Origin of the sequence: Paenibacillus septentrionalis (assembly GCF_042659865.1) — a bacterium.
In the GTDB taxonomy this organism is placed as follows: Bacteria; Bacillota; Bacilli; order Paenibacillales; family Paenibacillaceae; genus Pristimantibacillus; species Pristimantibacillus septentrionalis.
In genome coordinates this window covers 17,385-44,025 of the sequence record NZ_JBHSTE010000002.1, presented here as the reverse complement: position 1 = coordinate 44,025, position 26,641 = coordinate 17,385, and the positions used below count along the sequence as shown (strand labels likewise).

General features: G+C 43.2%; 24 protein-coding genes. 19 read left to right on the top strand and 5 right to left on the bottom strand.

Features of this window, described 5'->3' with window-relative positions; all coding sequences use genetic code 11:
* Positions 1–6: 6 nt before the first annotated feature.
* On the bottom strand, positions 7–831 hold the full coding sequence (locus tag ACFP56_RS05090) for a tyrosine-type recombinase/integrase (RefSeq protein ID WP_379231879.1): 825 nt from the start codon (positions 829–831) through the stop codon (positions 7–9).
* Entirely contained in the window at positions 831–1,796 is a 966-nt protein-coding gene (locus ACFP56_RS05085; protein ID WP_379231877.1) for a tyrosine-type recombinase/integrase, read from the bottom strand. The genes ACFP56_RS05090 and ACFP56_RS05085 overlap by 1 nt, the downstream gene beginning before the upstream one ends.
* A 244-nt stretch (positions 1,797–2,040) precedes the next feature.
* Here ACFP56_RS05085 and ACFP56_RS05080 point away from each other — a divergent pair, with 244 nt between their 5' ends.
* Positions 2,041–2,592, top strand: a complete 552-nt coding sequence (locus ACFP56_RS05080) for an NUDIX hydrolase (protein ID WP_379231875.1) — start codon at positions 2,041–2,043, stop codon at positions 2,590–2,592.
* A gap of 180 nt (positions 2,593–2,772) precedes the next feature.
* On the opposite strand, the gene ACFP56_RS05075 is transcribed toward ACFP56_RS05080, so the two are convergent.
* Entirely contained in the window at positions 2,773–3,663 is an 891-nt protein-coding gene (locus tag ACFP56_RS05075; RefSeq protein WP_379231873.1) for an IS110 family transposase, read from the bottom strand.
* A gap of 191 nt (positions 3,664–3,854) precedes the next feature.
* On the opposite strand from ACFP56_RS05075, the gene ACFP56_RS05070 reads away from it, so the two are divergent.
* From ACFP56_RS05070 to ACFP56_RS05040, 7 genes are all read left to right on the top strand, one after another.
* Entirely contained in the window at positions 3,855–4,280 is a 426-nt protein-coding gene (locus ACFP56_RS05070) for a hypothetical protein (protein ID WP_379231871.1), read from the top strand.
* 166 nt (positions 4,281–4,446) lie between these two features.
* Positions 4,447–5,454: a hypothetical protein gene (locus tag ACFP56_RS05065; RefSeq protein WP_379231869.1), complete on the top strand. Its 1,008-nt coding sequence runs from the start codon at positions 4,447–4,449 to the stop codon at positions 5,452–5,454.
* 209 nt (positions 5,455–5,663) lie between these two features.
* Complete coding sequence (locus tag ACFP56_RS05060) at positions 5,664–5,942, top strand: hypothetical protein (protein ID WP_379231867.1); 279 nt, start codon at positions 5,664–5,666, stop codon at positions 5,940–5,942.
* A 130-nt stretch (positions 5,943–6,072) separates the two neighbouring features.
* The gene (locus tag ACFP56_RS05055) at positions 6,073–6,381 is read left to right on the top strand and encodes an RNA polymerase alpha subunit C-terminal domain-containing protein (protein ID WP_379231865.1); all 309 of its coding nucleotides are present in this window, start codon (positions 6,073–6,075) and stop codon (positions 6,379–6,381) included.
* Between the two features lie 134 nt (positions 6,382–6,515).
* Positions 6,516–7,070, top strand: a complete 555-nt coding sequence (locus tag ACFP56_RS05050) for an AAA family ATPase (RefSeq protein ID WP_379231863.1) — start codon at positions 6,516–6,518, stop codon at positions 7,068–7,070.
* Positions 7,071–7,612: 542 nt separating this feature from the next.
* Complete coding sequence (locus ACFP56_RS05045) at positions 7,613–9,259, top strand: ABC transporter ATP-binding protein (protein ID WP_379233258.1); 1,647 nt, start codon at positions 7,613–7,615, stop codon at positions 9,257–9,259.
* Positions 9,252–10,976, top strand: a complete 1,725-nt coding sequence (locus tag ACFP56_RS05040; protein ID WP_379231861.1) for an ABC transporter ATP-binding protein — start codon at positions 9,252–9,254, stop codon at positions 10,974–10,976. Before ACFP56_RS05045 ends, ACFP56_RS05040 begins: the two co-directional genes overlap by 8 nt.
* 125 nt (positions 10,977–11,101) lie before the next feature.
* On the opposite strand, the gene ACFP56_RS05035 is transcribed toward ACFP56_RS05040, so the two are convergent.
* Positions 11,102–11,728: a TetR/AcrR family transcriptional regulator gene (locus tag ACFP56_RS05035; protein ID WP_379231858.1), complete on the bottom strand. Its 627-nt coding sequence runs from the start codon at positions 11,726–11,728 to the stop codon at positions 11,102–11,104.
* Positions 11,729–11,859: 131 nt separating this feature from the next.
* Between ACFP56_RS05035 and ACFP56_RS05030 the strand changes: the two genes are divergently transcribed.
* The 3 genes from ACFP56_RS05030 to ACFP56_RS05020 all read left to right on the top strand — a co-directional run bounded on the left by ACFP56_RS05030 (position 11,860) and on the right by ACFP56_RS05020 (position 14,877).
* Positions 11,860–12,795, top strand: a complete 936-nt coding sequence (locus tag ACFP56_RS05030; RefSeq protein ID WP_379231856.1) for a COX15/CtaA family protein — start codon at positions 11,860–11,862, stop codon at positions 12,793–12,795.
* 43 nt (positions 12,796–12,838) lie between these two features.
* On the top strand, positions 12,839–13,606 hold the full coding sequence (locus tag ACFP56_RS05025; protein WP_379231854.1) for an alpha/beta hydrolase: 768 nt from the start codon (positions 12,839–12,841) through the stop codon (positions 13,604–13,606).
* Positions 13,607–13,938: 332 nt separating this feature from the next.
* Positions 13,939–14,877 carry a hypothetical protein gene (locus tag ACFP56_RS05020; RefSeq protein WP_379231852.1) on the top strand — a complete coding sequence of 313 codons (939 nt, stop codon included), beginning with the start codon at positions 13,939–13,941 and terminating at the stop codon, positions 14,875–14,877.
* Positions 14,878–15,057: 180 nt separating this feature from the next.
* On the opposite strand, the gene ACFP56_RS05015 is transcribed toward ACFP56_RS05020, so the two are convergent.
* Entirely contained in the window at positions 15,058–15,897 is an 840-nt protein-coding gene (locus ACFP56_RS05015) for a MerR family transcriptional regulator (RefSeq protein ID WP_379231850.1), read from the bottom strand.
* Between the two features lie 131 nt (positions 15,898–16,028).
* On the opposite strand from ACFP56_RS05015, the gene ACFP56_RS05010 reads away from it, so the two are divergent.
* The 8 genes from ACFP56_RS05010 (at position 16,029) to ACFP56_RS04975 (ending at position 26,498) form a co-directional block, all read left to right on the top strand.
* Positions 16,029–17,765 carry an ABC transporter ATP-binding protein gene (locus ACFP56_RS05010; protein ID WP_379231848.1) on the top strand — a complete coding sequence of 579 codons (1,737 nt, stop codon included), beginning with the start codon at positions 16,029–16,031 and terminating at the stop codon, positions 17,763–17,765.
* On the top strand, positions 17,758–19,575 hold the full coding sequence (locus tag ACFP56_RS05005; RefSeq protein WP_379231846.1) for an ABC transporter ATP-binding protein: 1,818 nt from the start codon (positions 17,758–17,760) through the stop codon (positions 19,573–19,575). Before ACFP56_RS05010 ends, ACFP56_RS05005 begins: the two co-directional genes overlap by 8 nt.
* Positions 19,576–20,086: 511 nt before the next feature.
* Positions 20,087–21,280, top strand: a complete 1,194-nt coding sequence (gene alr / locus ACFP56_RS05000; protein WP_379231844.1) for an alanine racemase — start codon at positions 20,087–20,089, stop codon at positions 21,278–21,280.
* Positions 21,246–22,079 (top strand): D-alanyl-D-alanine carboxypeptidase family protein, encoded by an 834-nt coding sequence (locus ACFP56_RS04995; protein ID WP_379231842.1) that lies wholly within the window; start codon positions 21,246–21,248, stop codon positions 22,077–22,079. Before alr ends, ACFP56_RS04995 begins: the two co-directional genes overlap by 35 nt.
* Entirely contained in the window at positions 22,079–23,140 is a 1,062-nt protein-coding gene (gene vanG / locus ACFP56_RS04990; RefSeq protein ID WP_379231840.1) for a D-alanine--D-serine ligase VanG, read from the top strand. Before ACFP56_RS04995 ends, vanG begins: the two co-directional genes overlap by 1 nt.
* A 40-nt stretch (positions 23,141–23,180) precedes the next feature.
* Positions 23,181–24,239: an acyltransferase family protein gene (locus ACFP56_RS04985; RefSeq protein ID WP_379231838.1), complete on the top strand. Its 1,059-nt coding sequence runs from the start codon at positions 23,181–23,183 to the stop codon at positions 24,237–24,239.
* Positions 24,240–24,694: 455 nt separating this feature from the next.
* On the top strand, positions 24,695–25,393 hold the full coding sequence (gene vanR, locus ACFP56_RS04980; protein ID WP_379233256.1) for a VanR-ABDEGLN family response regulator transcription factor: 699 nt from the start codon (positions 24,695–24,697) through the stop codon (positions 25,391–25,393).
* Positions 25,394–25,424: 31 nt separating this feature from the next.
* Positions 25,425–26,498, top strand: a complete 1,074-nt coding sequence (locus tag ACFP56_RS04975; RefSeq protein ID WP_379233254.1) for a sensor histidine kinase — start codon at positions 25,425–25,427, stop codon at positions 26,496–26,498.
* The last annotated feature ends 143 nt before the right edge of the window (positions 26,499–26,641 follow it).

Below are 26,641 nucleotides of genomic sequence, written 5' to 3'. Positions count from 1 at the left end.
CTCCGTTCAGAATGTAAAACTTCGCCATCGTGTGCCGGAAGGTTGGGGAGAGACTCTCACTCCCGTGATGTTTGCCGCGAGACCGTAAGTTTGCATCTTATCCTGCAATGCTCGCGTACTGATCGGCTCATTATTGATGTTGACGAACAATGCATCCGTTTCCAGATCGCCTCGAATGTCCAAATAACGGCGAATGATTTTGGCGCACGTTTGTTGAAAGGGCACTCTTCTTGCTCTCCCGCCTTTTCCTCTCGCAATCCGAATTTCCTGTTCGCGAAAGAATAGATCACTCGTTTTCAAATGACATAGCTCGCTGATCCGCATTCCGGTTTCCAGAAGCACTGTCATCATCGTAAAATCACGGTAGCCGGTAAACGTTTTTCGATCTGGTTGTTCCAGCAACGAGACAACCTGCTCTTTGGTGAAGGTTTGCAGCATCAGCTTTTCCGCTTTGACCACATGCAGCTCTTCGGAAATGTTTTTAGTGAGCCAGCCTTCCTCGAACAAATACCTCAAAAACTGTTTCACCGCTTTAATTCGACCATTCACCGTATTGTCCGATTTTCCCTTATCGAAGAGATAGGCAATAAAGTGATTTTTAATGTCGCGGACCGCTATCGTATACATATCCAGAGGGACTTGTTGTTCCCGAAAAGCCTCTTTCATTTGCCGGACACTGTCTTGATAAAAACGAAGAGTCAGCGGCGAAAGGTTTTTCGCCTTGCAATCGAGAATAAAAGATTGAAGCAGTTCGTCGAAGCTTAATTGCTGCTTCACGGCGCTTGGATTTTCGATGCTGGTGAGCGTATTTTGTCGGCGCTTGGTGCTCATTAGATCTGCACCTCACTTTCCTCTGCACGATAAAAGGGGAGTTCCTCGGCAAGATGTTCGATCGGGCTAAACTTCTCGTGCTGGATGTTCAAGTCACGCGCAAACAGTTCCACATACATTTCCGTGGTCTCGATCCGCTCATGGCCCAAAATGCTTTTCAGCGTGAAAATGTCGCCGCCATTCATCACATATTTCTTGGCGAACGTATGCCGGAATGTATGGCAGGAGCATTGAACGCCTTGAATGTTGGCCGCGGCGCAATAGCGGGAAATCATCATTCGGATGCCGCCTGTTTGAAAGGGTTCATTTTCCAAAGTGACCCACAGTGAATTGTGTCCGAGCGCCCCGCGTTCTTGAATATAACGTTTCAATGCGTTTATGGCAAAAAGTTGAATCGGGACAAGCCGGCTCTTTCTTCCTTTCCCTTGCAGAATCCGAAGGGAACCTTCCTCCATCAAGACATCTGGAATTTGCAGGTTGGCCAATTCTTTCAGCCGGATGCCGGTATCAAGCAGCGTCAACATGATCACGTAATTGCGAAATCCGGTAAAGGTGGCGCGGTTCGGTAAGGCAAACAAGTGTTGCAAATGCTCGTCTGTGAAGGTATGAGCCATAGAAGGTTGAAGCTTAAACGGCTTTAACCCCATTCCAATATCGGATGCCGCCAGTCCTTCTCCGTAGAGAAACTTGAAAAATTCCTTGTAAATGCACAGGTTGCAATTGACTGTCCGAAGTGAGAGACCTTCTTCAAGCATACTCGGTATGATGTGATGGGTAAGGAGCGCAGGGGTCAGGTCGAACCATTGCAGTTTTTGAATGGCCAGGTGCTGATGGAACTTTTCCAGACCGTTGCGGTAGCGACGGATGGTCTCCTTGGCTAAGTTACGAGATTTGCAGTCTTGAAGAAAGAGCTGCACAGCATGGTTCCAATCAACATTCGTTGTGAAGTGATCTTGGTTTTGCACTTCGCATATCCTCCCTATGGAGTTATGCGAACCAAAGCGGATATACGAAGTAGAGGGGAGGGATTCGTATAACAATGGGATATACGGTTTCGTATAACTTTGACGAAAAACCGGGTTATTTGAAGGATATTCGTGTTCCTCCTAAATTGCTGGAATCCCTTGATACATATGGGTTCTTGGGCGTTTTGAAGGTCGGAGGTTTTCGCCGAAGGGCTCGTATAACACCGCATTAACGCATCGTCGTATGCTCTCCTCGGTCACTGGTGATGCTTTTGGCAGGGAAGCTGATTCACGTGACAACCTGCTATACGCAGGTTCGTTAATCAAAAACGTATGTGAAAGTTCTGAAATCCTAAAAACCTCAAAATATAATAAATATCTATTATCAACCCGAAAGGATGTTTTTATAATTACTACTCGTAGTTGTGTCGCATTATTTGAAAATGATTCAATTTTAATGATTAGACAATTCTATCGAGGTAATGAGATTTGGACCTTACCTGGTGGAAGAATTGAAGAGAATGAGACAAGTGAACAGGCAGCTGTTAGAGAGGTATTAGAAGAAACAGGACTACAAATTGAAATAAGAAAACTATTATTAGAAACGTATAACGAAAGAATAAATGGAATGTATTATTGCTATCTGGGTTCAATTATCGGAGGAAAATTACAATTGGGAATTGATCCTGAAATAATAAATCAACCACAAGAATTAAAAGAAGTGAGATGGACACCAATTAAAGAATTAGACGATCATAAAGAAATTCAGAGAATAATAGAGATAATAAAAGAATAAAAAAATTGAAGGAATATTACCTTGATAGCAATTCAAAGCAGCAAAGAACCTTCACATAAACCAGCTAATCAAAGTCAATAGCAGCATGAAAAAAAGATTGAGTCGCTTTAAAAGAACGTACTCAATTAAACCTACCTCTCTGAAGTAAGGATATGTTAAAATATTCCTTGGAAATATAGTTTAATCTTTACAAAAAGGCATCCGAGTGCTCAATACACCATAAAATATGCGCAAAAGCTTATTAGAAGTAGCCACAATAGCGACCTTGGGCTGCTTGCCTTGAGAACGTTTTAACTGATAATATGTCGATAGAATTTCATTTCTTGGGCCGTTTACTTGTTTCGAGATGCCAGCCACAGTAGCTTGATACAAAGCGGTACGGAGATACGAAGAGCCTCTCTTTGAAATTTGATTCTTATTGGCCCTAAAGGTTCCCGACTCGTAAACAGAAGAATCCAGCCCTGCAAAAGCGATTAACTGTTTAACGGAAGGGAACCTTTTTATATCTCCAATCTCTGCTTGGATCGCCGCAGAAGTGAGAGGACCAACGCCTGGTATCGAACGAAGTAAAGCATGCTCTGGTCGGGATGAAGCTAACTGTAGCATATGCTGCTGAATATCATCGATTGCAGCTCGATAAGTTCTCAGTAAGGAAATATAGTTGCGTACTGCAATCTGATGGGAAACAGTCGCTTCAGAATCGGGTAAGCTCTCACGAGCAATGGTGTTGATGAGAGCAAGCTTTAATCCATTCCAACTCCGACCACGGCGGTTATGAAGAAGAATGCTAAGCACATGCTCTTGATCCGCGGCTAGTACATCTTTAGGAGAAGGATAATGGCTCAAGAGCTCCAGAGAAGTAGGATTACAAATGTTTTGAAATACACGATCATATCCAGGGAATAAAAGATCTAGAACCGAACGGAAGTGTCGTTGCACGTCACCATAGAGAGAGTTGAATTGATAATATTGTCTACATAAGGCACGCAGCTCGGATACTACAGAGTCAGGTATCTGAATCGGAGAGCTATTCTCCAAGTAGAAAACCTGGGCAATTCGTAATACCAACACCGTATTAACGCATCAGGGCATTCGCCTCTTGTTCAGCAGAAGTTATTGGCAGGGAAGTAGTTGCTGCTGACAACCCTGTGAGCCTAAGTCTGCCGACCCGTTACGCTTTACTCCACTTAAGGCTCTCAGGTTCGTTAATGCAAGAACGTTATCAGAAATTACCCAATACATAAGAAAGCGAGTAAATTAAATTGAAAAAGATGCATTTTATTATAATCATTATTGTAATATTAGTTACCGGTTGTAAATCAGGATCAGGAGATATCGTAACAACAAAAGAAAATATATTAGTTTATTTTTCTAAAGGTGAAACTTGGGCAGCCACATACACTATTTTCGATGGAGGAGAGACTACTTTTGATTCTTTATATATTCAACACATTGGTAATAGAGAAGAGGAACAAGAACCAATTGAATATATACTTGAAGGCGAAGGGATAAAGAAGGCAAGCCAATATCCTTTAAAACTACAAGGAGTAAGAAGCATACAGATCTCTTCAGAATATAATAAAGAATTAATGAATTTAGAAGAGCATAATAAAGAATTTAAATTAATTATCAAACAAAATGAAGAATCAGAAAAGCTAACTTTAAGATTAATTAATGAAGAAGGGTAACTTCTGATAACACCATATTCACGCATCGAGCATTCGCCCTCGGTCGCAGACGGGGTTCGTGTGGCGGATGCTGCGACAACTCCCTGCAGGAGTTCGTTAATGCGAAAATGTTGTATTAAATTCCCCCTTGGAAAATCATTTACGCTAATTTGGACGGAGAGTGATTATGTCAAATCAAAAGTGGAATGTTAAATCGAGTGAAGCCTTAGATATGACTTTTTTCATTAATGCTATTTCGAATGATGAGTTTTATAATATTCACTATTATGATGTCCGATCACGATGGCTAAATATATTAAGTAATGATGAATATATAAGAGTAATTAAGATAAGAGAGATTTTGTCTATATCAAGTTTATGCACTGTTTACAATGCATTTAAAATGAATACAATTGAGGATATTATTCAATTTCTTTCATTGGTCGATAAAAATGTTCCCACTATTGATAATATAGCCAATGTTAATAGGGTAATAAATTTGACTGATATTATATGTAATAATCGACAGATACTTCTTGAAGGTTTTCAGATAATTCTAAAACACGAGATTCATTTCCTATGGAGACAAAAGATTAAACCGCAAATTGATATTGTTGCCGAAGAGTATATGAGTATCCTTAATAAACTATATCCCTTACATTCCTTACAACTATTGGTTTCACATTTCCTTGGAGAATCTCCTCTAAGTGATAATTATTCGATATATATGTGCACCTATATAAAACCGATTGCAGTACAACTAAGTAAAAGTTCTATGGCTATTCATCAAGGTAGTCCAGGTTATATGCCATTACTATCAAGTTTTCTAAACATTTTTGTTCATGAATCTATTCATGGATTCCAGGGGTCACAAGATGCTCAGGCTGAACAGGATATTATTTTAGAAAAGAATATCCTGTTTAAAAATAAGTATACGGAATTACTAGAAAAATGGAAAAGTGGATCAGAAGAGAATTTTGTTACGGGGGCTGAGGCATATCTAACAGAAGTACTCGGTCTTAGATCCTATGAGCAGTGTATTAATTACTTAAGGAGTCAAAATGGAGGTATGCGATTTGCTGAGGAAATTTACTTGAAATTACGAGAAGAAAAACCAGATAAACAATCAACGTGGAAAGGGTATGGATACTGGTTAGTGAATGCATTGAAAAATAATGAAATAACATACGGATAAGATTAATCACAGAAGTCCGAAGGGAAAAATCATATAACACAGCATTAACGCATCGTCGCATGAGTTCCTCTGTCACTGGTGATGCATCTGGAAGAGAAGCAGATTCACATGACAATCCTATAAGGCTCAGTCTAGAACTCATTTCTTCAAAACGTTAGAAGAAACTGAGAATATGTAATAAATCGCCTTTGAGAAAGAGAGGGACTTTAATGGAAAAGATTCACCCACACTATTATTTAGGGGCATTGATTGGTCTGGTTATAGGTTATGTAATATCAAAGATTTATCAAATATGGGCAATTGTATATCTTGAGAGTAATCTTGACCCGAATATGACTAATTCTCGGAATACTAATTCACCGCCACTTTGGATTACAGCAACTGAAAATCCAAACTCGTTTTCATTTTGGGTTACTTTGATATATATCATTGTCGGCGTTATTTGTGTGAAAATATTACATATAAGTAAAAAGGATAAATATGATTAATCGGGAACTTTGAGATATTTTTGATCAAAAGTGGCCTATTAATTGTTTGATTTCTCTATAAGTGACAGCTTAGTTGAAGAAACTTGGAGTAGTTAGGATACGGATCAAAGCATTAAGGGAGGCATTCCGAGTGGCACGTGAAAATAAAATGAGGATATGTAGCAATGGACACAAATATTATAAGAGCAGTGATTGTCCAAATTGCCCGAAGTGTGAACAAGAAAAGAAGCCGGACATTGGCTTTCTATCACGACTTTCAAATCCTGCACGACATGCTTTAGAACATAAAGGTATCACGACATTACATAAATTATCGACATTTACCGAACGCGAGATCTTGCAACTACACGGTATGGGACCACGCTCAATGCCGATACTGAAGGAGGCGTTACAGTCGCAAGACTTAGCGTTCAAACCAGAAGAGAAATCCAAACGTTGAAATGCTCCAATCAATTATATATGACTTGATGGTATATTAGTTGTGAACGGATTAACTAAAAAAGAACTCGTACCTACACAAACGGTCGACAATAAGATATTAAGCCAGCGTGAATACTATTGAGGAGAATATTTATGATGAAAGGCAGAATGATTATTATAACTGGTACACCAGGAACTGGGAAAAGTACAACCGCATCCATTGTTTCGAAAGAGTCTAATTTATCAAAGTCGGTACATATGCACACTGATGATTTCTATCAGTACATTCAAAAGGGGGCAATCGCTCCATTTTTACCGGAATCACAAGAACAAAACACGATTGTTATAGAAGCCTTTTTGGAAGCTGCAAAACGTTTTGCACGTGGTGGGTTCGATGTGATTATTGATGGAATTGTTGGTCCATGGTTCTTAGAGCCGTGGATAAAAGCCATACAAGATAATTATGAGGTACACTACATTATCTTAAGAGCGACTAAGGAAGAAACAATGAGACGAGCAATTAATCGTTCCAAATTGGACGAAGAAACCAACATTGAATTGGTAGAAATCATGTGGGAGCAGTTTAACAATTTAGATCACTATGAATCACATGTTATCGACACAACAAATCAATCCATCGAACAAAGTGCGTCAACAATAAAAGCTGTGATTGAAAATAAGTCTTCTTTGCTCACAATAGCCATCTAAAAACACCGAATGAATAGCACGTGAATGAACGAGCTAGTTATTAAAGCAACGGCCAATTCGTATGTCGTTGCTTTTTATCAATAATTAATAAGGTTACAGCTTAAAAGAAAGTAGCTCATAATTAATTTATTGGCTAAGTAACTTTAATATGTGAAATATCTGTCGGAGGACACCGATAACAATCCGTGCTCAGCACGGCTTTTTTATTTTTACTACGTTCTTGTCCACGTGTATGATTAATCGATTTGTTCGAATAAGGGAGGCAGATTAATGTCCAAAATTTTGGTGAATCACAATTTCCGATTGTCAAGTCACCTATTCATTGCTAGAGCAACGGAAAAAAATCAACGATCACGTCATGGGGAATACCGGAGCGTATGCGTTATAGATGATTGAAAGCATTTTCGTAATCTTTAAAGTAGGAGAAAGACTATACACAATAAGGGGGATAGGAGATGAAGCAGCTTAAAGTATATCTGTGGATACTATCATTTTTGAAGCCGTATAAGGGGTATTTTCTGTTATTTATTTTATTTGCATAGATTGTATCTGCGATTGAGATGTCGATTCCGAAATTCATTCAGTATTTTATTGATGATGTTTTACCAGCTCGTGATTATGAGCAGTTCGGAATATTATTATTGATTCTCGCAGCGCTATTCGTAATCAGCATTATATTAGCTGCTGCACGGAAGCGTGTAGAGCGTATTTTGCAGGAGAAGCCTGCGATGGATGTTTTGCGTGCAATGCTAGAGCAGCTTCGTTATCTCGGACTTTCTTATTATGAAAAGAATGCAGCAGGCTCCACGTTATCTCTATTTAAAGAAGAAGTTAACCAACTCCAGCACATCTATAGAAGATATTTTCCTAGCCTGATTCATCAAGGCATAATGTTATTGATTTCTACTTCATTACTCGTTCAAACGAACGCTTACCTTAGCTTAATTATTATCCCCTGTTTTCTATCCTATTATCTTGTCGGTCCCTACTTCGAGAAAAAAGCAACCATATGGGCGAGAGAAAGTCAAAGTCGTCGCACACAAGCGAATCAACAACTATACAATAGCTTCTCCGCATTTTTAGAGCTACGAGCGTTTGGTGCCCAGAAATGGGATACACAGCGACTTATAGAGCAATTTACCTTTATGCAACGTGCCAATAATATTCAAAACTGGTTTGCTTACTCGCGTGGAACGGTTCGTCGAGTAACGATAGGGCTCGGTGCATTAGCGATGTTCTGGTTCGGGATTGGCATGGTGCAGAGCGGAGAGCTTACGGTTGGTGCCTTTATTGCCTTCTCGTTGCTTTACACTCGTGTTATTCGATTATTAACGAGTATGGTGACGTTAACGACAGAACAACGGCTGACGATCATTCAGACGGAGAAGCTGTATCTTTTTATGAAGGAACAAGCAGAAGTGAAGCAACCCACTGCTCCGATTAAGCTACATGAGGTAAAGGGGGAGCTTTCATTTTACAATGTAACGTTCGCTTATCCAGGTCGCGATCCGATTATTGAGCAATTTAACCTAGAAGTGACCTCTGGGATGAAAGTTGCTTTAGTAGGAAAAAGCGGCAATGGAAAGTCGACATTAACGAAGTTGATTGGACGATTTTATGATCCACAGGATGGTGAGATTTATTTGGATGGCATTGCATTACGTCAGTTTGATCTAACGAATTTACGAGATCATGTCGGTTTTGTATTTCAAGAGGCATTTTTATATGGGGATACGGTTCGTGCCAACATTGCCTTTGCATGCGATGATCCGACAGAGGAGCAGATCGTTGAGGCTGCAAAGGCAGCGTATGCACATGATTTTATTATGGAACTTCCGCAGGGGTATGATACCGTTGTCGGCGAACGTGGCATCAAATTATCAGGTGGTCAGAAGCAAAGGATTGCTATTGCTCGATTATTTTTGAGAATGCCGAAAGTATTGGTGCTGGATGAGGCTACCTCAGCTTTAGATAATGTAAGCGAATACGAGGTGAAGAAGGCACTTGAGGCATTAATGGAAAATTGTACTACGATTACAGTAGCTCATCGGCTCTCAACGGTGCAGGATTACGATCAGATCGTTGTCGTCGATCAAGGAAGAAATGCGGAGCAGGGAACGTATGAAGAGTTAATCGCTCGAGGCGGATTGTTTTATCAACTGCTAAAAGGGGAAAGTGAGCATGAATAATTTTATTTGGTTATGGAAGTGGGCGAAGCCGTTAAAGGCTGGGTTGCTCGTAGGCCTTATTTTGCTAGCGCTTGAAGTTGTATTCAGCATCTCGATGGTATATGTGCAAAAGCTTATTATTGATGATGTTTTTATCGACAAGCACTATCATTTGATCACATCCTTGCTTATTGTATTTATCGGCTCAGTGTTGCTGTACAACCTATTTCATATGCTGGCAGGCATGAGACTTAACATTACTAGTCGTAGAATCAATGTAAATTTATTGGAACATTATATGAAAACAATGCAGAAGCTGCCTACCCGTTTTTTTCATAATGAACGAACAGGTCGCTTAACGAATTATTACAATCAGGAGATTAATAGCATCACGCGTATATATAGCAGTATTTTCTTCGATGTCTTTTACAATTTGCTATCATTTATCATTTTAACCGTTATTATTGGCTATGCTAGTTTGCCGATTCTATTAGGATTGTTCGTGATTGGTGGATTGTTTATCCCGCTCGGCCGATACTTTGCGCCTCGCCTGCGTGCTGCGTCCAAAGCATTGCAGGAAAAACGGGCGAATCTAAGCGTTCATCTCGTAGAGGGAATTTCTTCTACGAAGGAGGTATTGGCGTTTAATCGTCAGGAGCAGGAACAAAGCAAGTTGAATCGGATATTGAATGCGATACTAGGCGGCTCGCTACAGGAAGTGAATTTGCAAAATAAGCAATTATTATTCAGTGAGTCGTTGCGTCTCGGTACGCAGTTCCTAGTGCTTGGTTATGGTGGTTATGCTGTGATGACAGGGGATCTCAGCATCGGCATGTTTGTTATAGTGTTTCAATTTTCTAGAGATTTGATGGATGCGATTAATGGTTTGTATCAGACAACGATGAGTGTTCCAGCAGTAATCGCCTCTGTCGATCGTTTTCGAGAGGTATTGGGGCAGGAGAAGGAATTAGATGGTCATAAGCAGTTAAAGCATCGCATACAGACGATGAACTGGAGCCAGGTGGAGTTTCAATATTCTGCAGAGGCAGGAAATGTGCTAAACGGGGTAACCTTTCGAGCACGCCGTGGAGAGAAGCTTGCTTTTGTAGGATTAAGTGGAGGTGGAAAATCAACAATCGCCCAGCTGCTTATTCGATTTTACAAACCGGACCGAGGAAGGATCGAGGTCGATGGTATTTCACTTCAAGAGTTGACCTTAGATGATTGGAGCAAGAGAGTGGCGATTGTATTTCAAGACTCGTATATGTACCCAGAGACGATTATCTCTAATTTGACGCTTGGAAGAGTCGGTTTCAGTCAGCAGCAGCTGGTCGAGGTATGTAAAGCAGCATGTATTCATGAAGATATTATAGCATTACCGAATGGATATCGTACGTTGCTTGGAGAACGAGGCATTACGCTGTCTGGGGGGCAACGACAACGACTAGCCATTGCAAGGGCTCTATTAGGAGATCCCGAGCTACTCATCCTTGATGAGGCAACATCGGCACTTGACCTAGAGACGGAGCGACAAGTAATGGCTTCGCTTGATGAGCAGGGAAAAAATCGCATCACCATTATAATCGCACATCGGTTATCTACAGTACAAAATGCCGATGTGATCCATGTGATGGAGTCTGGGAAAATTTCCGAATCCGGCACTCACGAGGAGCTTATCGCTCGTAATCAAGTGTATACCACGTTGCTTCGTATGCAGAACCAGGAAATGCACAGGTAGGCTATATTGTGCCAGCTAGATATTTTGTTGTTACATACGGGGGAAAAGGAAAAAAAGAACAGCACTAGGTTACCTCCAACCGAAAGTGCTGTTCTTTGTTATCTTGTCAATGATTAAGCTTGCTATTACGCAAGCGTTCCCTTCAAAAATAATCCGACAACCTTCTTAGCAAGCTCCAAATGAGAAGCATGTAGATGCATGGTATCTTCTCGATTACTAATCAGTAGCATTGTTGAAAAGGTATAGGCAAGGAATAGTGGATCATCCTTGCGAAGTAAGCCTTTATCCATAGCTGCTTGAAAGAAATCAGAAAGAAGAAGATAGACGCGTTGTTCGGCGTCTCTAATTTGTTGCAGTTGTTCTTCACTCAACGAGCTTTCAGCTTCTTTCAATAGCATCTCTACTTTAATATGAGGACTGGCAATACGAGCTTCAGCTACTAGAATTAAGCCAGCTTCCACATTGTCAGTTTCGTTCAATAAACGCATTGTATTCCGATGCACGTTTTTTAACATCGTAATTATCGCAACTTTCAAAAGCTCAGATTTGCTAGTGAAGTAATAATAAATGGTCGGTTTCGATACATTACATGCTTTTGCGATTTCATGAAGGGACAAAGTCTCATATCCCATTTCTAGAAATAATTTTGAAGCCGTTGCAATAATTACTTCTTGTATGGAAAGATCATCCTTGGCCTGCTTTGGTCTACCACGGGATCGTTGAGTGTGTTTGTTAATCGTAATCGCCTCCATGAATATTCTATGACAAATGTGCAAATTTATCAAAATGAACTTGTAATTTTACTCACCGGTAAATATAATTTATTAGAAATCATTATAAGCTGCAATATATACAACAACAGAAGCGGGTAGGTGAACAGGATTTGAATCGGATTACTTTATTGAAACGGTTAAGCTATTTGACAACCGTTTTTATGTTTTTTGCAACATTTGGTGGAGGTGTTGTTACTCGTACGGAGTCAGGACTTGGATGTGGAACAGAATGGCCATTGTGTCATGGAAAATTCGTTCCCGCTCACACACTTGCATCTGTCATTGAATACACACATAGATTGGTAAGTACGACAGCTGGCATATTGGCAGTAATTGTATTAGTTTTATTTCTGATGTATAGCAAGAATCGAAAGGACCTGCAATTTTTTGCATTTCTAACCTTTATCTTTGTAAGCATTCAAGGAGCGATGGGAGCATTGGCAGTTGTTTTCTCACAATCTCCACCTATAATGGCGTTGCACCTTGGCTTTGCATTTATTTCACTTGCAAGCTCCTTGATGACAAGCTTGGGAGCAAGGCAAGAGGAGAAGCTTGGCGGACTAGCTGTTTTCGATAAAATGCCTAGAACAAATAAAGCATTCCGTAATTATGTATGGGTTGTCATGATATACTCCTACATAGTTGTATATACAGGTGCTTTTGTTAGTCACACAGATTCAGCAGGGGCATGTGCTGGATTCCCATTATGTAATGGTAAACTTATACCTGAATTATCTGGTGGTGTAGAAATTGCCTTTATCCATCGTATTGCTGGATTTTTACTTGTAGCTTTAATTGTCATACTGTTTGTGTGGATCTACAGAAGATACAGAGAGAATCGAGAGCTTAACATACTTGGCTTTACTTCCGTGCTGCTAATTGTGTTCCAGGTACTTAGTGGAGCATTTCTAATGTTAACGATGGGTCGTCCAGAGGTTTATATGTTTGTCGTACTTGCACACATGACAAGCATTGCTGTTCTATTCGGACTCCTTACTTATATGAGTTACATCGTATGGCGACATACCAAGTCTACAAGAGCATAACAAGTCATCAATAGAATTAGGTTCATATTAGGAGGCAACAGCAATGACAGAAACAGTGAAAAAAAGAAAATGGCCAAAAATCGTGGCATGGGTAGGTATTATTCTTGTAATAATAGTAGTGGCTGTGTTGGTATACTTGAACTCAGCTACGTATGCTCCGTCTGCTGCAGCAGAGGCCGCATTTCAAAGTGATAATAAAGTAACCGTAACTGAAGTAAAGGATGGTTTCAAATTTGAGCCTGAAGACGGTAATGTTGTTCAGCCTAATATTATTTTTTATCCTGGCGGACTTGTAGAACCAGAAAGTTATTCTACGTTTGCAAGAGCTTTAGCCGAGTTAGGACATCGCGTATACATTGCCGAAATGCCATTCAATCTGGCAATCTTCGGTCAAAATAAAGCACAATCGTTTATAAATGAGTATCCAGATGAAGCATTCGTAATCGGTGGACATTCCTTGGGTGGAGCGTTTGCTGCACGATTTGCATCCGAAAATGCTGATGCCTTGAAAGGCGTATATTTTATGGCTTCTTACGCTGATGAGGGCGGTTCTTTGAAAGATTCAGGGCTACCAATTCTCCAAATTACAGGTACTGATGACGGAGTACTGAATCAAGAGGTTTGGGAAGAAAGCAAAACTAACTTGCCCACAACAGAAACTGTCTTTGTTAGTATAGATGGAGGAAATCATGGACAGTTTGGGTCCTATGGGATGCAGAAGGGTGATAAGGAAGCTGGAATTGAAGAGCAAGAGCAGCTAGAATCAGTTATAGCCGCTATGCAAAATTGGATCAGCGATATGGTGTTCTAGAAGTAATTTCTGCTAACAGATAATGGAACATAAAACAGCGGTAGTCTATGACTTTTATTATTATTCGTCTTAGGCTGCCGCTGTTTCTATTAGAAGGATGGTGTGGTGTATAGTTTTTCTCTTGCTGTTTATGGACAAGATACATTGTCGATTGTTCCAAAAACATCGGATAACTATAAAACACCATTAGGTGGTTATTTGTGATAATATCAGTAAGTTAAAGCTCCAATAAACAGGACAGGATTAAGTGATGCTTATAGTAATTGTTGACCATACCATATGCTTCTAGTATAACTTTCCACATATCTCAGACAAGAGAAGGAGTGAATAGATTGAAACCGATACTTTCAGCAGACCTCGAAAGAATACTGAATAAACTTGAGAAACCTGATTTGATAACTCTCCTTACGGAACAAATTTCAAGCAGTGATCTAAATACGCTTCTTTTGAAGGTTTTTAATGAGAAAGTTAGAAAGTCATCTCCAAATGACCTACTAAAACGATACGCAGAAAATCGTTTTGTCCATCCTTCAAAGGTGAATCTGCTTCAGCTGAAGCAATTGGAAATGGATATACTGAAAATAGCACTAGGTAAGGGAGTATCTCCAATTCAGCTGTCGCCTGTCGCACCAATAGGCTGTACCTCGATCGTAGGTACGGTTGATCAAAATAAGGTTATTTCGGCACTACGGGGGACCGAGGTTGTATCAGATGCGACAAATCTTATCGCATTACATATCGCTGAACTAATCAAACACCATAAGCCTCTTAGAGAAGATTACTTGCGATATTGTACTACCCATAGACATGTACGAGCACAGTATTTTGGTGATGCACCAGGAATGCTTGCTCATTTTCACTTATTCTGTATGGTGGCCGCTGGAGTTGACCGAGGATCATACGATTTCGAGAAACAGTCGCTGTGGGAACATATAGAGATTTATCGAAATATTTTCAAATCACTCTTCAATTCAAAAATCGAGGTCATTATTAGTGAACGAGGTGGATATAAAGACAGCGCGGGTTTAGTAACAAGAATCACTGAATATGGGGAAAGTTTGGAATTAAAAGATGTAGTCATAAGCATAGGTTCTCCTCAAAAGGAAAATCAGTACTATCAAGGTCTCCAATTCACGATAAAGACAGTTATCGGGGATGAAGAGTATTATATTGGTGATGGAGGATTTGTGAACTGGACTCAAAAAATGCTCGGAACGAAAAAAGAGAGATTACTAATCAGTGCAATTGGATTGGATAGACTTTTAGTTTGATGTACAACGAATGGTACGATAGCTCAATAAAATCAACGAGGCAGCTAATCTATATGATTGGCTGCCTCGTTTCAACTGGAGGGGAGGTAGTACCAATATTCACTTAACTAGGATAAAGTAGGACGTTACCTTGAATCAATCATCTTGTTGGTTTTCGCTACGGGTATATTTTTATAGAACCTATTCCCAAACATGATAACCGTCTACCGGTTCCTCAATGTGCACCATAACCCGTACCAGATAATCCTCTGCATGTTGCAATACGATCTCATCCTGCATGTAATCCTCGTAAGCATCGCCCTTAATGACGTACTGTTTCTTCTTGATATATTCAAAGATTTGTGTATAGATCTTATCGGTATCCCCATAATCTGCTCTGGCATAAGACACGAGATAGAATCCCTCCGGCATATAGGCCTGTTTGTGATGCGTTGTCGTCATGAAGCTGTACATATGGGAGATCATGTCGCCATCCGCCTTCAGCAGATCATCCTTGGGAATGATGACCCCACTAGGGTATCCAAGTGGCGCATGCTCCTTGTTCAGCCGCGCCCGAAAATCCTCCCAGAGCTCATCTGAGAACTCCTTTTTGGATGAGTAGATGCGGCGGCTCAGCAGCAAAGGGGTTTTAGGCTGCCAGATGACATGCATTTGGCTGGTGTCTAGATGCATGGATTGCTCTATATTTTCCGCACGCTGTATAATCATTTCTTTCGCGCGAGTCAGTTTAGCGATCTGCAGCTGCAGATTTTCCTCCTGTTTACGCAGCAAATTAAGGGTAGTTTCCGGAGAACGCTCACCGAGATGCTGCTGAATTTCCTCCAGGGACATGCCCAGCTCTTTAAAAATATGAATAACGCCGATTGTTTCAAACTGGCTGCGGCTGTAATAGCGATAACCGTTATCCGCCACAAAGGCAGGTTTGAACAAACCGATGCGGTCGTAGTAAATGAGGGTTTTACGCGAAACCTCGGACAGCTTGGAAAAAGCACTAATGGACAACATTTCACTTGGATGCATAAGTACCCCCAGATCAAGAAAAGTAGATTGACTGTATAGTTGCTATACAGTTTATAATACATCTGTTCTGATCGCTAGTCTACTTTTAGATCGCAGATCAGTGTGTTTATTTCTAGATGAGGAGAATGCTTATGGTAAGGAAATTACTGCAAAGTGTGCGGGAATATAAAAAGGATACGTTGCTGACGCCTTTGTTTTTACTTGGTGAAGTGGCCATGGAAGTCATTATCCCGCTGTTTATGGCTGAATTAATTGATCAGGGGATCACGGGGGGGCAGATGAATCAGGTGATGAAATACGGCTTGATTCTGCTGCTGTTTGCCCTTGTTTCTCTGGTCTTTGGGGCGCTGGCGGGAAAGCATTCCGCGATTGCCATGTCGGGGTTTGGTAAAAATTTGCGTTACGACCTGTTCCGTCATGTGCAGCAGCTGTCGTATTCCAATATGGATAAATTCTCAACCTCAGGTATCGTCACCAGGCTGACAACGGATATTACGCATGTGCAAAATGCATTTCTGATGATTATCCGGATTGCCTTTCGCAGTCCGGTGATGATGATTTTTGCGACGATTATGACGTATCGCATCAGCCCTTCCATTGCTTCTTGGTTCATGATTGTTATCCCTGTGCTGGCCATTGGCATGATCATCATCATGAAGTATTCTTTTCCGATTTTTGAGCGTGCTTTTGGCAGTTACGATGATCTGAATAAAGTTGTTCAGGAAAATGTACGCGGCATTCGGGTCGTAAAATCCTATGTGCGAGAAGAGCGTGAGGTATCCAAGTTTCAGGCCGTATCCCAGCGGATATTTGCACAAATGGTTAAGGCAGAACGCATTCTATCGTACGAGCTTCCCCTAATGCAAATTGTGCTGTATGCCGTGATGCTGATCATCTCATGGATTGGAGCCAAACTGGTTGTGGGTGGAAGCATGACTACCGGCGAGCTTACGAGTGTATTCGCGTATTCCATGCAAATTCTAATGAGCTTGATGACCCTGGGCATCGTAGTTATTATGGTTGCCATTGCTCGCGCTTCGGCTGGACGGATTAATGACCTGTTAAGTGAGCAGCCGGACATTACCAGTCCGGATTCGCCAGTTACAGAGCTGCACAGTGGAGAGATTGAATTCCGTAAGGTGTCCTTCCGTTACTCCGACAAAGCCGAGAATTATGCCCTGTCTGGTATTAATCTGCGAATTGCTTCGGGACAGACGATCGGTATTATTGGAGCTGCGGGCAGTGCAAAGTCCACCTTGGTGCAACTGATTCCACGTCTATATGATGCCAGTGAGGGTGAAGTCCTTGTTAGTGGAGTCAATGTGAAGGAATATGATCTAAGTGTGCTTCGCAGTCAGGTCGCGATGGTATTGCAAAAAAATGTCCTGTTTGAAGGCACGATTAAGGAGAACCTGCGTTGGGGCAATGAAAATGCGACCGATGAAGAGCTGATTGAAGCGTGCAAAGCAGCGCAGGCACATGAGTTTATTTCCATGTTCCCGGATGGATATGACACTCACTTGGCACAAGGCGGTACTAATGTTTCGGGAGGTCAGAAGCAGAGACTGTGTATTGCCAGAGCTTTGCTCAAAAAACCGAAGATTTTGATTCTGGATGATTCCACCAGCGCTGTAGATACGCGGACCGACGCGTTAATCCGCAACGTTTTCAAGGAAAGCATACCAGATACAACCAAAATTATTATTGCCCAGCGTATTGCATCTGTTGAAGATGCTGATCAGATTGTCGTAATGGATGAAGGCAAGATGGTAGATATCGGAACCCATCAGGAACTGCTGGGCAGAAATACAATTTATCAAGAAGCTTATTATACACAGACGAAAGGCGGTGAAGTACTGGATGGATAACATGAATTACGGTCAGACGATAAAACGTCTGCTATCCTACTTTAAATATTACAAATTCAGAACGGCATTGGCGCTGATCCTGGTTCTGGTTAGTTCCGCCGTCTCTGTCGTTTCAGCCGCATTTCTGCGATTGCTGATCGACGATTTTATTACGCCGTTGCTCGGAAATCAGAATCCAGTGTTTGACGCCTTGTTACAGGCTTTAATCATCCTGGCTGTAATCTACGCTGCTGGAGTCATTAGTACGTTTGTCTCGAAACGGCTGATGATTACCGTCTCACAGCAGATTATGAAAAGGATTCGTGACCGCTTATTCGAACACATGCAGAAGCTGCCGATTAGATATTTTGACCGTAAAGCCAACGGGGATATTATGAGTCATTACACGAACGATGTGGACACGCTCAACATGATGCTAACCGATGGATTGCCCCAGCTGTTGTCCACTGCGGTGACAGTGATGGTCGTTCTCGGTACGATGTTGTATCTGGATGTGCCGTTGACGATCGTGGTTGTGCTAGGTGCACTTGCCATGCTCTGGATTACTAAAACCGTCGGTACTAAGGCAACCCAGCACTTTTTCCGGCAGCAGGAATCGATCGGTGTGGTGGATGGATATATCGAGGAGATTATTCATGGGCAAAAAGTGGTGCAGGTGTTCGGTCGCGAACAAAAAGCGATGGAACAATTTGCCCGCCTGAATGATGAATTATTTGACAACTCGGTAACAGCTAACAAGTATTCGAATATCCTCATGCCAATCAATGCAAATCTTGCCACATTAATCTACGTGCTTGTGGCTATTGCGGGCGGAGCTATGGCGATATCGGGCTGGAATGCCGGTCTGACTCTGGGAAGTATCGCAGCTTTTCTGAGCTTGTCCCGTAATTTTACGATGCCGATTGCCGAAATCTCCTCGCAGGTCAACATGTTTGTCGTGGCTCTTGCAGGGGCACAGCGGATCTTTAACCTGATGGATGAACAGCCTGAAGCAGATGAAGGCCGTGTGACCTTGGAGAAAAATCAGGATCGGGTCGGATGGATCTGGAAACTGGAGGACGGAACAAGCGTTGTTCTGAAAGGCAAAGTGGAGTTCAAAGACGTCAGCTTTACGTATGACGGCAAGAAACAAGTGCTTCAGAATATTACGTTATATGCCATGCCTGGACAGAAACTCGCGTTCGTAGGTGCAACGGGTGCGGGCAAGACGACCGTAGCCAATCTGTTGAATCGTTTTTACGATATTACAGAAGGAGAGATCGTCTATGATGGCATTAATATTCAGCGTATTCGAAAAGCAGATTTGCGGCGTTCTCTGGGAATTGTACTGCAGGATACCCATCTGTTCTCCGGTACGGTAGCTGAGAACATTCGATACGGAAGGCTGGAGGCCAGTGACGATGAGGTGATCCAGGCTGCGAAGCTGTCGTATGCCGCGAGTTTTATTGAACGTTTGCCTGACGGGTATGAGACCCGGCTTGATGGCAGCGGCAATGGACTGTCACAGGGACAGAGTCAACTGCTGGCGATTGCTAGAGCGACGATTGCCAATCCGCCTGTCATGATTCTGGATGAAGCAACATCATCCATCGATACACGAACAGAAGCGCTGGTCCAGAAGGGGATGGATAACCTCATGGAGGGCCGAACCGTGTTTGTGATCGCCCACCGTTTATCTACCGTACGAAATTCCGATGCCATTATGGTTCTTGAAAAAGGCCAAATCAAGGAACGCGGGGATCACGAGCAGTTGCTGGCGATTAAAGGGAACTATTATCAATTGTACACAGGTGCCTTTGAGTGGGAGTAACGGACACACTTAAGCATCAAGCAATGCAACAACAATGGGAATGATTTGATAATATTAAGGCATGAACAAACGCAATTCAAAAAGGATATCGATGTGACAAAGGGTAAAAATATTGCCCAAAGCGAGGAGAGCATTGCAGAATTCGTTGCCAATGCATAAGTTGACGTTGTGGAATGGTGGATTAAAAATGAATGCCGTATTCCACGAAGGAAATGGCAAAGAAACTAAGCGTTTTACTAGAGCGGATTTTATATTACTAAGCAATGAAACGAACACAGCAGTTGCTTAATAACAGCGGCAGTCATGGACTTAAGGTCCAGGATTTGCCGCTTTTTTGTTGTGTCAAAAAAGTCGGGCTGTAAGAATTTCGTAAGAAAATCCGCATAGAAAAATGAGATTGCCGTGATAAGCAGCGAATAAATCGTAGCGTTGGGCTCGGTAAGATGGTATTAGCGAACAAGCTGAAATGAATCCAGAACAACTTACATGTACATGCACGGGAGGAATTACGATGAGCCAGTCGCGCTTCAAAATATACAGCCATACAGCGATAGAACCTGACACCTGGGCCGAAATTGATTTGATGCAAATTCGCGAGAACCTTCTGGCTATCCGCAATTATTTGCCCGCATCGACCAAGCTGATGGCGGTTGTAAAAGCAAATGCGTACGGTCATGGCGATGTGCAAACGGCAAAGGAGGCTGCTCTGGCTGGAGCAGATTATTTGGCGGTTGCCTTTATCGAGGAAGCGATCCGGTTAAGACATGCCGGCTTGACGCTGCCCATTCTTATATTAACGCCGATTCGCCCGGAACTCACTCCGCTGGCTTTGGAGTACGATTTAATGCTTACCGTCACACAAGCCTCCTGGTTTCAGGAAATGCGAGCCTACAAGCCCATTCATACCAAGCATAAACTGCAGGTTCATCTCAAAATGGATACGGGCCTTGGGCGCATCGGAATTCGCACCAGACAGGATTGGCAAGAGCTCGTTCCGTGGCTGCTTGCGCCAGATATCCTTGTGGACGGATTTTATACACATTTTGCCACGGCCGGTCATGCAGATACCAGCTATCTAGAGCAGCAAATTCAACGTTTTCAGGACATGAAACGATGGAGCAGCGAGCTCCCTATGCCGATCAACCATTATCATTGTGCGGGAAGCGTAGCAGCACTTCGTTTCCCTGAGCTGTCTATGGACATGGTGCGCATCGGAGCTGCGATGTATGGCTTTTATCCGAAGCAGCATAAACAAAGTCTCGAGCTAAAGCCGGCAATGAGTCTGCATAGTCGGTTGCTCCAGACGAAAAGGGTAAACAAAGGGGACTATATTGGCTACGACAACGCCTATCAGGCGCAAACAGAGCAATGGATTGGTACGGTGCCGATCGGTTACGCCGATGGCTGGACGCAAAGAATGCAGCTTACCGACGTGCTCGTTGGGGGCTGCCGCGCCAAGGTGATCGGGAAAATTTCGATGGATCAGTTAATGGTGCAGCTGCCGGCATATGTGCCGCCAGGGGAGAAGGTTACGCTAATTGGCGGTGCGGGAGAGGAAAGCATCTCCATACAAGAATTGGCCGAACATATCGGCAGCGTGCCGCAGGAAATCTCGAGCTCCATTACTAACCGCGTTACAAGAACATATAAAAGAAGTGGAGGAAAAACAAATGAACGCATCCCAAGTAAAGCAAGCGCATTATAGCATTCAAGTAAGCAATGATGAACAATTCAACGGGCATTTAGTGTTGGTCAACCAACAGCATCCTGTTAGAAAAAAAGCGAAGCAGCTTATCGCTGTTGACACCTTTCCTTCCATAAAGCAAATCGATAAAGGCATGAAGCTGGAGAAAACATGTCTGGAGCAATTGCATTTGCTGCTGCAGGCTTGCGGAGGGATCGACGACATTGTTGCCGTCAGCGGCTATCGAACCAAGAAGGAGCAAACGCAAATTTATAATGATTCGCTTATTGAACGAGGGGCAGCTTATACGTCCAAATATGTCGCGTGGCCCGGTCACAGTGAGCATCAAACGGGTCTTGCGATCGACGTTGGCAGATTGAAAGCAACGCTCGATTTTATCGCACCAGCATTTCCGGATACGGGAATATACAAGTCCTTCAGGCAGCATGCCGCAGATTACGGCTTTATTCTCCGCTATAAGCGGGAAAAACAGTCGATTACTCGTATTGCCTATGAACCATGGCATTTTCGTTACGTAGGCTATCCTCATGCAAAATTGATGGAGCAGCATGATCTTTGTCTGGAGGAGTATATCGACTTTGTGCAACATTATCGCTATGACGGAGAGCAGCTTGTGGTGCAAGAAAAGCATGCTACAACGAGCATTTATTATGTGCCGGCAGAGGAAGGGAGTCATACCGAGATTCCTATCCTGCAAAGCGACATTTACCGCGTCTCCGGAAACAATCGTGACGGCTTTATCGTAACTGTGATGACCAAGCATCAGGAGAAACTGCCAGGCGTAAGGGGGAATATGTGATGAATAAACAAACCATTGCCATTTTGTTCGGCGGCCGCTCTGGTGAGTACGACGTATCTTTAAACTCTGCTGCTGCGGTAATCGAGCATTTGGACACAGCTAAGTATGAGCTTGTTTTAATTGGAATTACCCGGGAAGGAAATTGGCTGCGCTATGGCGGAAGCATCGAGGACATTCGTCTTGATCGCTGGCATGAGCATCCGAGCTGCACACCGTCCTTTTTCTCGCCAAGCAGGGACGTTAAGGGCTTGGTGGAGCTTGCAGGAACAGAGTTTCGCATTACGTCGGTCGATGTTGTATTCCCGGTGCTGCATGGCAAATATGGTGAGGATGGAACCTTGCAGGGGCTGCTTGAGCTTGCAGGAATCCCGTTCGTAGGCTGCGGCATGCTGTCCTCTGCGCTGTGCATGGACAAGGAGCTGGCGCATAAGTTGGTGCAGACAGCGGGCATTGAAACGCCGCGCTCACTTACCATTCATAAGGGCGAGAGCATGGAGGAGAGCTTGTCAGTCGCACAGCAGCTGGGCTTTCCGCTGTTTGTCAAGCCGGCAAGATCCGGTTCATCGCTCGGCATTGCCAAGGTGTACAGCATGGAGCAGCTCGCTGCCGGCATCGAAAACGCCTTTGCCCATGACAGCAAGGTCGTTGTTGAGCAAAATATCGACGGATTTGAGGTAGCGTGCGCAGTGCTCGGCAATTCCGATCCTTTGATCGGCGTAATTGACGAAATCGAGCTGCAGGCAGATTTTTTCGATTACGCTGAAAAGTATACGTTGGCCCATTCCACGATCCACCTGCCAGCTCGCATTGACGACCATACAGCAAGCAAAGTAAAAGAGACGGCGCGAGCGATTTATGAAGTATTGGGCTGCAAAGGCTTTGCGCGTGTCGATATGTTTATCACTGCTGATGGACGGATTGTATTCAACGAAGTAAATACGATACCGGGCTTCACCGCAAGCTCCCGCTATCCTAACATGCTGCAGGCAAGCGGGCTTGCTTATGGACAAATTCTCGACAGGCTGATCGAGCTCGCCGCCAAGGAGTGGGCTTGCGCATGAGCATTATGCATATTTGCGAAGGGGAAGGGCGGCTGCCTGAATGACATCGAAAACAAGCTACGGAGCGGTTGATTACTTCAGAATCATTGCGGCAGTCCTCGTTATTATGATTCATACGCGCCCTTTGGCAACCTATACCGAATATGGAGACTTTCTGCTTACCGGCATCATTGCGCGGCTTGCTGTACCTTTCTTTTTTATGGCCGCTGGCTTCTTTCTGTTTTGCAAGTCGGATGAAGCTGGTCGTTTGAGCTGGTCTGTGGTCAATCGGTATGTGTCCCGAATTGTGCTTCTTTATCTGCTGTCGATCATTATATATGTGCCGATCAACGTGTACGCCGGTGATTTTAAGGAGCTTGGCTTGCTCGGACTGCTGCAAGATATTGTGTTCGACGGCACGTTGTATCATCTATGGTATTTTCCGGCGTTGATTCTGGGCATTTATATTACGGTATTTTTGTACAAGAAGCTTTCCTTTTCGCTGCTGCTAATAATCAGCAGCTTGCTGTACATGATTGGGCTGCTTGGCGACAGCTACTTCGGATTAGCTCAGATGAGTGCTCCGCTGCATGCGCTCTATAAGCAAATGTTTTTGCTGTTCGACTATACGAGAAACGGGCTGTTTTTTGCGCCGATCTTTCTCGCTCTAGGCGCGAATCTTGCGCTGCGATCGAAGGCACTGGAAGCAAAGAAACTGAACCTCTCACAGCAAAGCCAAAGCGCAATCGGTTTTGTCGTCTGTCTGGGCTTGATGCTTGCCGAAGGCATGCTGCTTGAGCATTTAGGTTGGCCGCGACATGACAGCATGTATATCTTCCTAGTTCCAGCTGTTTATTGCCTGTTCCAATGGCTGCTGGCGCTGAAGGGCAAGAGCAATCGGCATTTACGACAAATCAGCACATGGCTTTATATCATTCATCCGCTCATGATCGTGCTTGTGCGCGGCATCGGCAAGGCTACTGATCTTAGCTGGCTGCTGCAAACGAACAGCATCGGTCACTTTATATCCGTTCTGCTGCTGTCCACTATTGCCTCGGTCATCATAGTCAGGCTCGATACCAGAAGGCAAGGAGCACAGCGTAGGCAAAAAGCTACGTGAGCATCTCAAATGTTTTCGTAGAAAACATACATCGGAAGCATAATCCTTTCGGTAGCGTGACATATTCGCCGTCGACTCCACTACAACGCCATTACATCGTCATCAAAGTCGTGTTTTTTGAACTTCCGCTTCATTAAAGGTTCAAAAAGCAGGGCTTTCAGGACCAAGAAGATGGCTCGATACTAGAAGGCGAGGAGCGCAGCGTAGATAGACCTACGTGAGCATCTCAAATGTTTTCGTAGAAAACATACATCGGAAGCATAATCCTTTCGGTAGCGTGACATATTCGACGTCGACTCCACTACAACGCAATCACATCGTCATCAAAGCCGTGCTTTTTGAACTTCCGCTTAAAGATGATGGCACGAGCCTTTCCCTTGGTGTATAATGATCGCATCAACGGTAGATCATGGAAATACTGTGCAAATAGAGTATAAAGGATTGTGACAGCGCAAGTGAATGTTAACATTTTAGTGGTCGAGGATGAGCAAAATATAGCGGATCTATTAGAGGTATATCTGAAGAATGACGGATATACCGTGCATAAATTCGATAATGGAACTGAGGCGTTGAAGAAAATCGAGCAAATGGAATTCGACTTGGCGATTCTTGACGTGATGCTTCCTGATATCGACGGCTTTAAGCTATGTGGTAAAATTCGCGAGCGATATTTTTACCCGATTATTATGCTAACCGCAAAAATCGAGGATATGGATAAAATAACTGGGCTAACGATCGGGGCCGACGATTATATTACGAAGCCGTTCAACCCTATGGAGGTAATGGCGAGAGTAAAAACGCAGCTGCGCAGGTATAAAAATTATAACGAGAAAAGTCCGGCGACCGCCAAAGAACGCACCGAGCACGATATTCGAGGGCTTGTCATTAATAAGGAGACGCATACGTGCACCTTATACGGTGAAGAGCTGACACTCACGCCTATTGAATTTTCGATTCTATGGTATTTATGTGAAAATCAGGGCAAGGTCGTATCGTCGGAGCAGCTGTTTGAGGAAGTGTGGGGCGAGAAATTTTTAGATAATAACAATACGGTTATGGCGCATATCGCAAGATTGCGGGAAAAGCTGAAGGAGCCCGTAAGAAAGCCGAAATTCGTCAAAACGGTATGGGGAGTCGGGTACAAAATTGAATGAGAGACGGATTAAACAACATATTCTGAAGCAAATGCTGCTCCGATTTTTAATAATGATATCGATCGGAGTTGCGCTCATTGTAGGCGGTACTTTCGCCTTGCTGCTGATCAACAGCTACTTGCCGCTCGATCGATTTTATATTCTTTACAGAGGCGTAGCTTGGCTGAGCAACCGAATCGAGTCTGTAGCTGTCTTCGCGATCGTCGCATTTCCTGTTCTAATCCTGATCGTGCAATGGAGACAGCTGATCTCTTATTTGTCTGCGCTTGCCGCCAGAGTGGAAACCATCGAGCTTTCGAGCAACGAAAAGGTCGCGCTGCCCGCCATTTTAAAGGATACGGAAGTTCATATTGACCTGATGAAATCGAGGCTGAAGGAAAAAGAGCTGCTAGCTAAACAAGCCGAGCAGCGAAAAAATGATTTGGTCGTTTATCTGGCCCATGACCTGAAAACACCGATTTCCTCGATTATAGGTTATTTGACGCTGCTGCGCGATGAAAAGCAAATTTCGCAGGAGCTGCATGATCGTTATGTACAGGTGGCGCTAAATAATGCTGAGCGTCTTGATGATTTGATCAACGAATTTTTCGAAATTACGCGCTTTAATTTGGCGCATGTCTCGCTGCAATATAGCACAGTTCCGTTAAATCGAATGCTGGAGCAAATGCTGTTTGAATTGCATCCGCTGCTTGCTGACAAGCAGCTCAGCTATCGCCTGGAGCTGCCGGATGAGCTGGAATTGACCTGCGACGTTGATAAGATGCAGCGCGTATTCGATAACCTGCTGCGCAATGCGGTCTATTACAGCTTTGAAGCTAGTGAAATTACGATTACTGCGGAAGTCTCTGATTCAACGCTGAAGCTTCATTTTCAAAACAGCGGGTTTACGATCCCCCCTGAAAAGCTGGAACGCATATTCGAGCAGTTTTATCGCCTGGACTCTTCTCGTTCAACGCAATATGGGGGAGCGGGGCTGGGCCTTGCGATCGCCAAGCAAATCGTAGAATTGCATCATGGCCGCATAACAGCTGTCAGCTCCGACAATCAAATTCGCTTTACGATTGAGCTGCCGCGCTTGCGCAAGGAGAAAGTCGCTGCTCAATAGGCACCAGGCCAGGCGCCAGATGAAGCAAGAGCAGGATGTAGCGGGGTACTCTGTTATAATTGCAGATAACAGCTATCTATTTTTATGGAGGTGAGACTATTGAAAACAATAGGGGTAGGATTCTTACATGCATGGCTCTATGC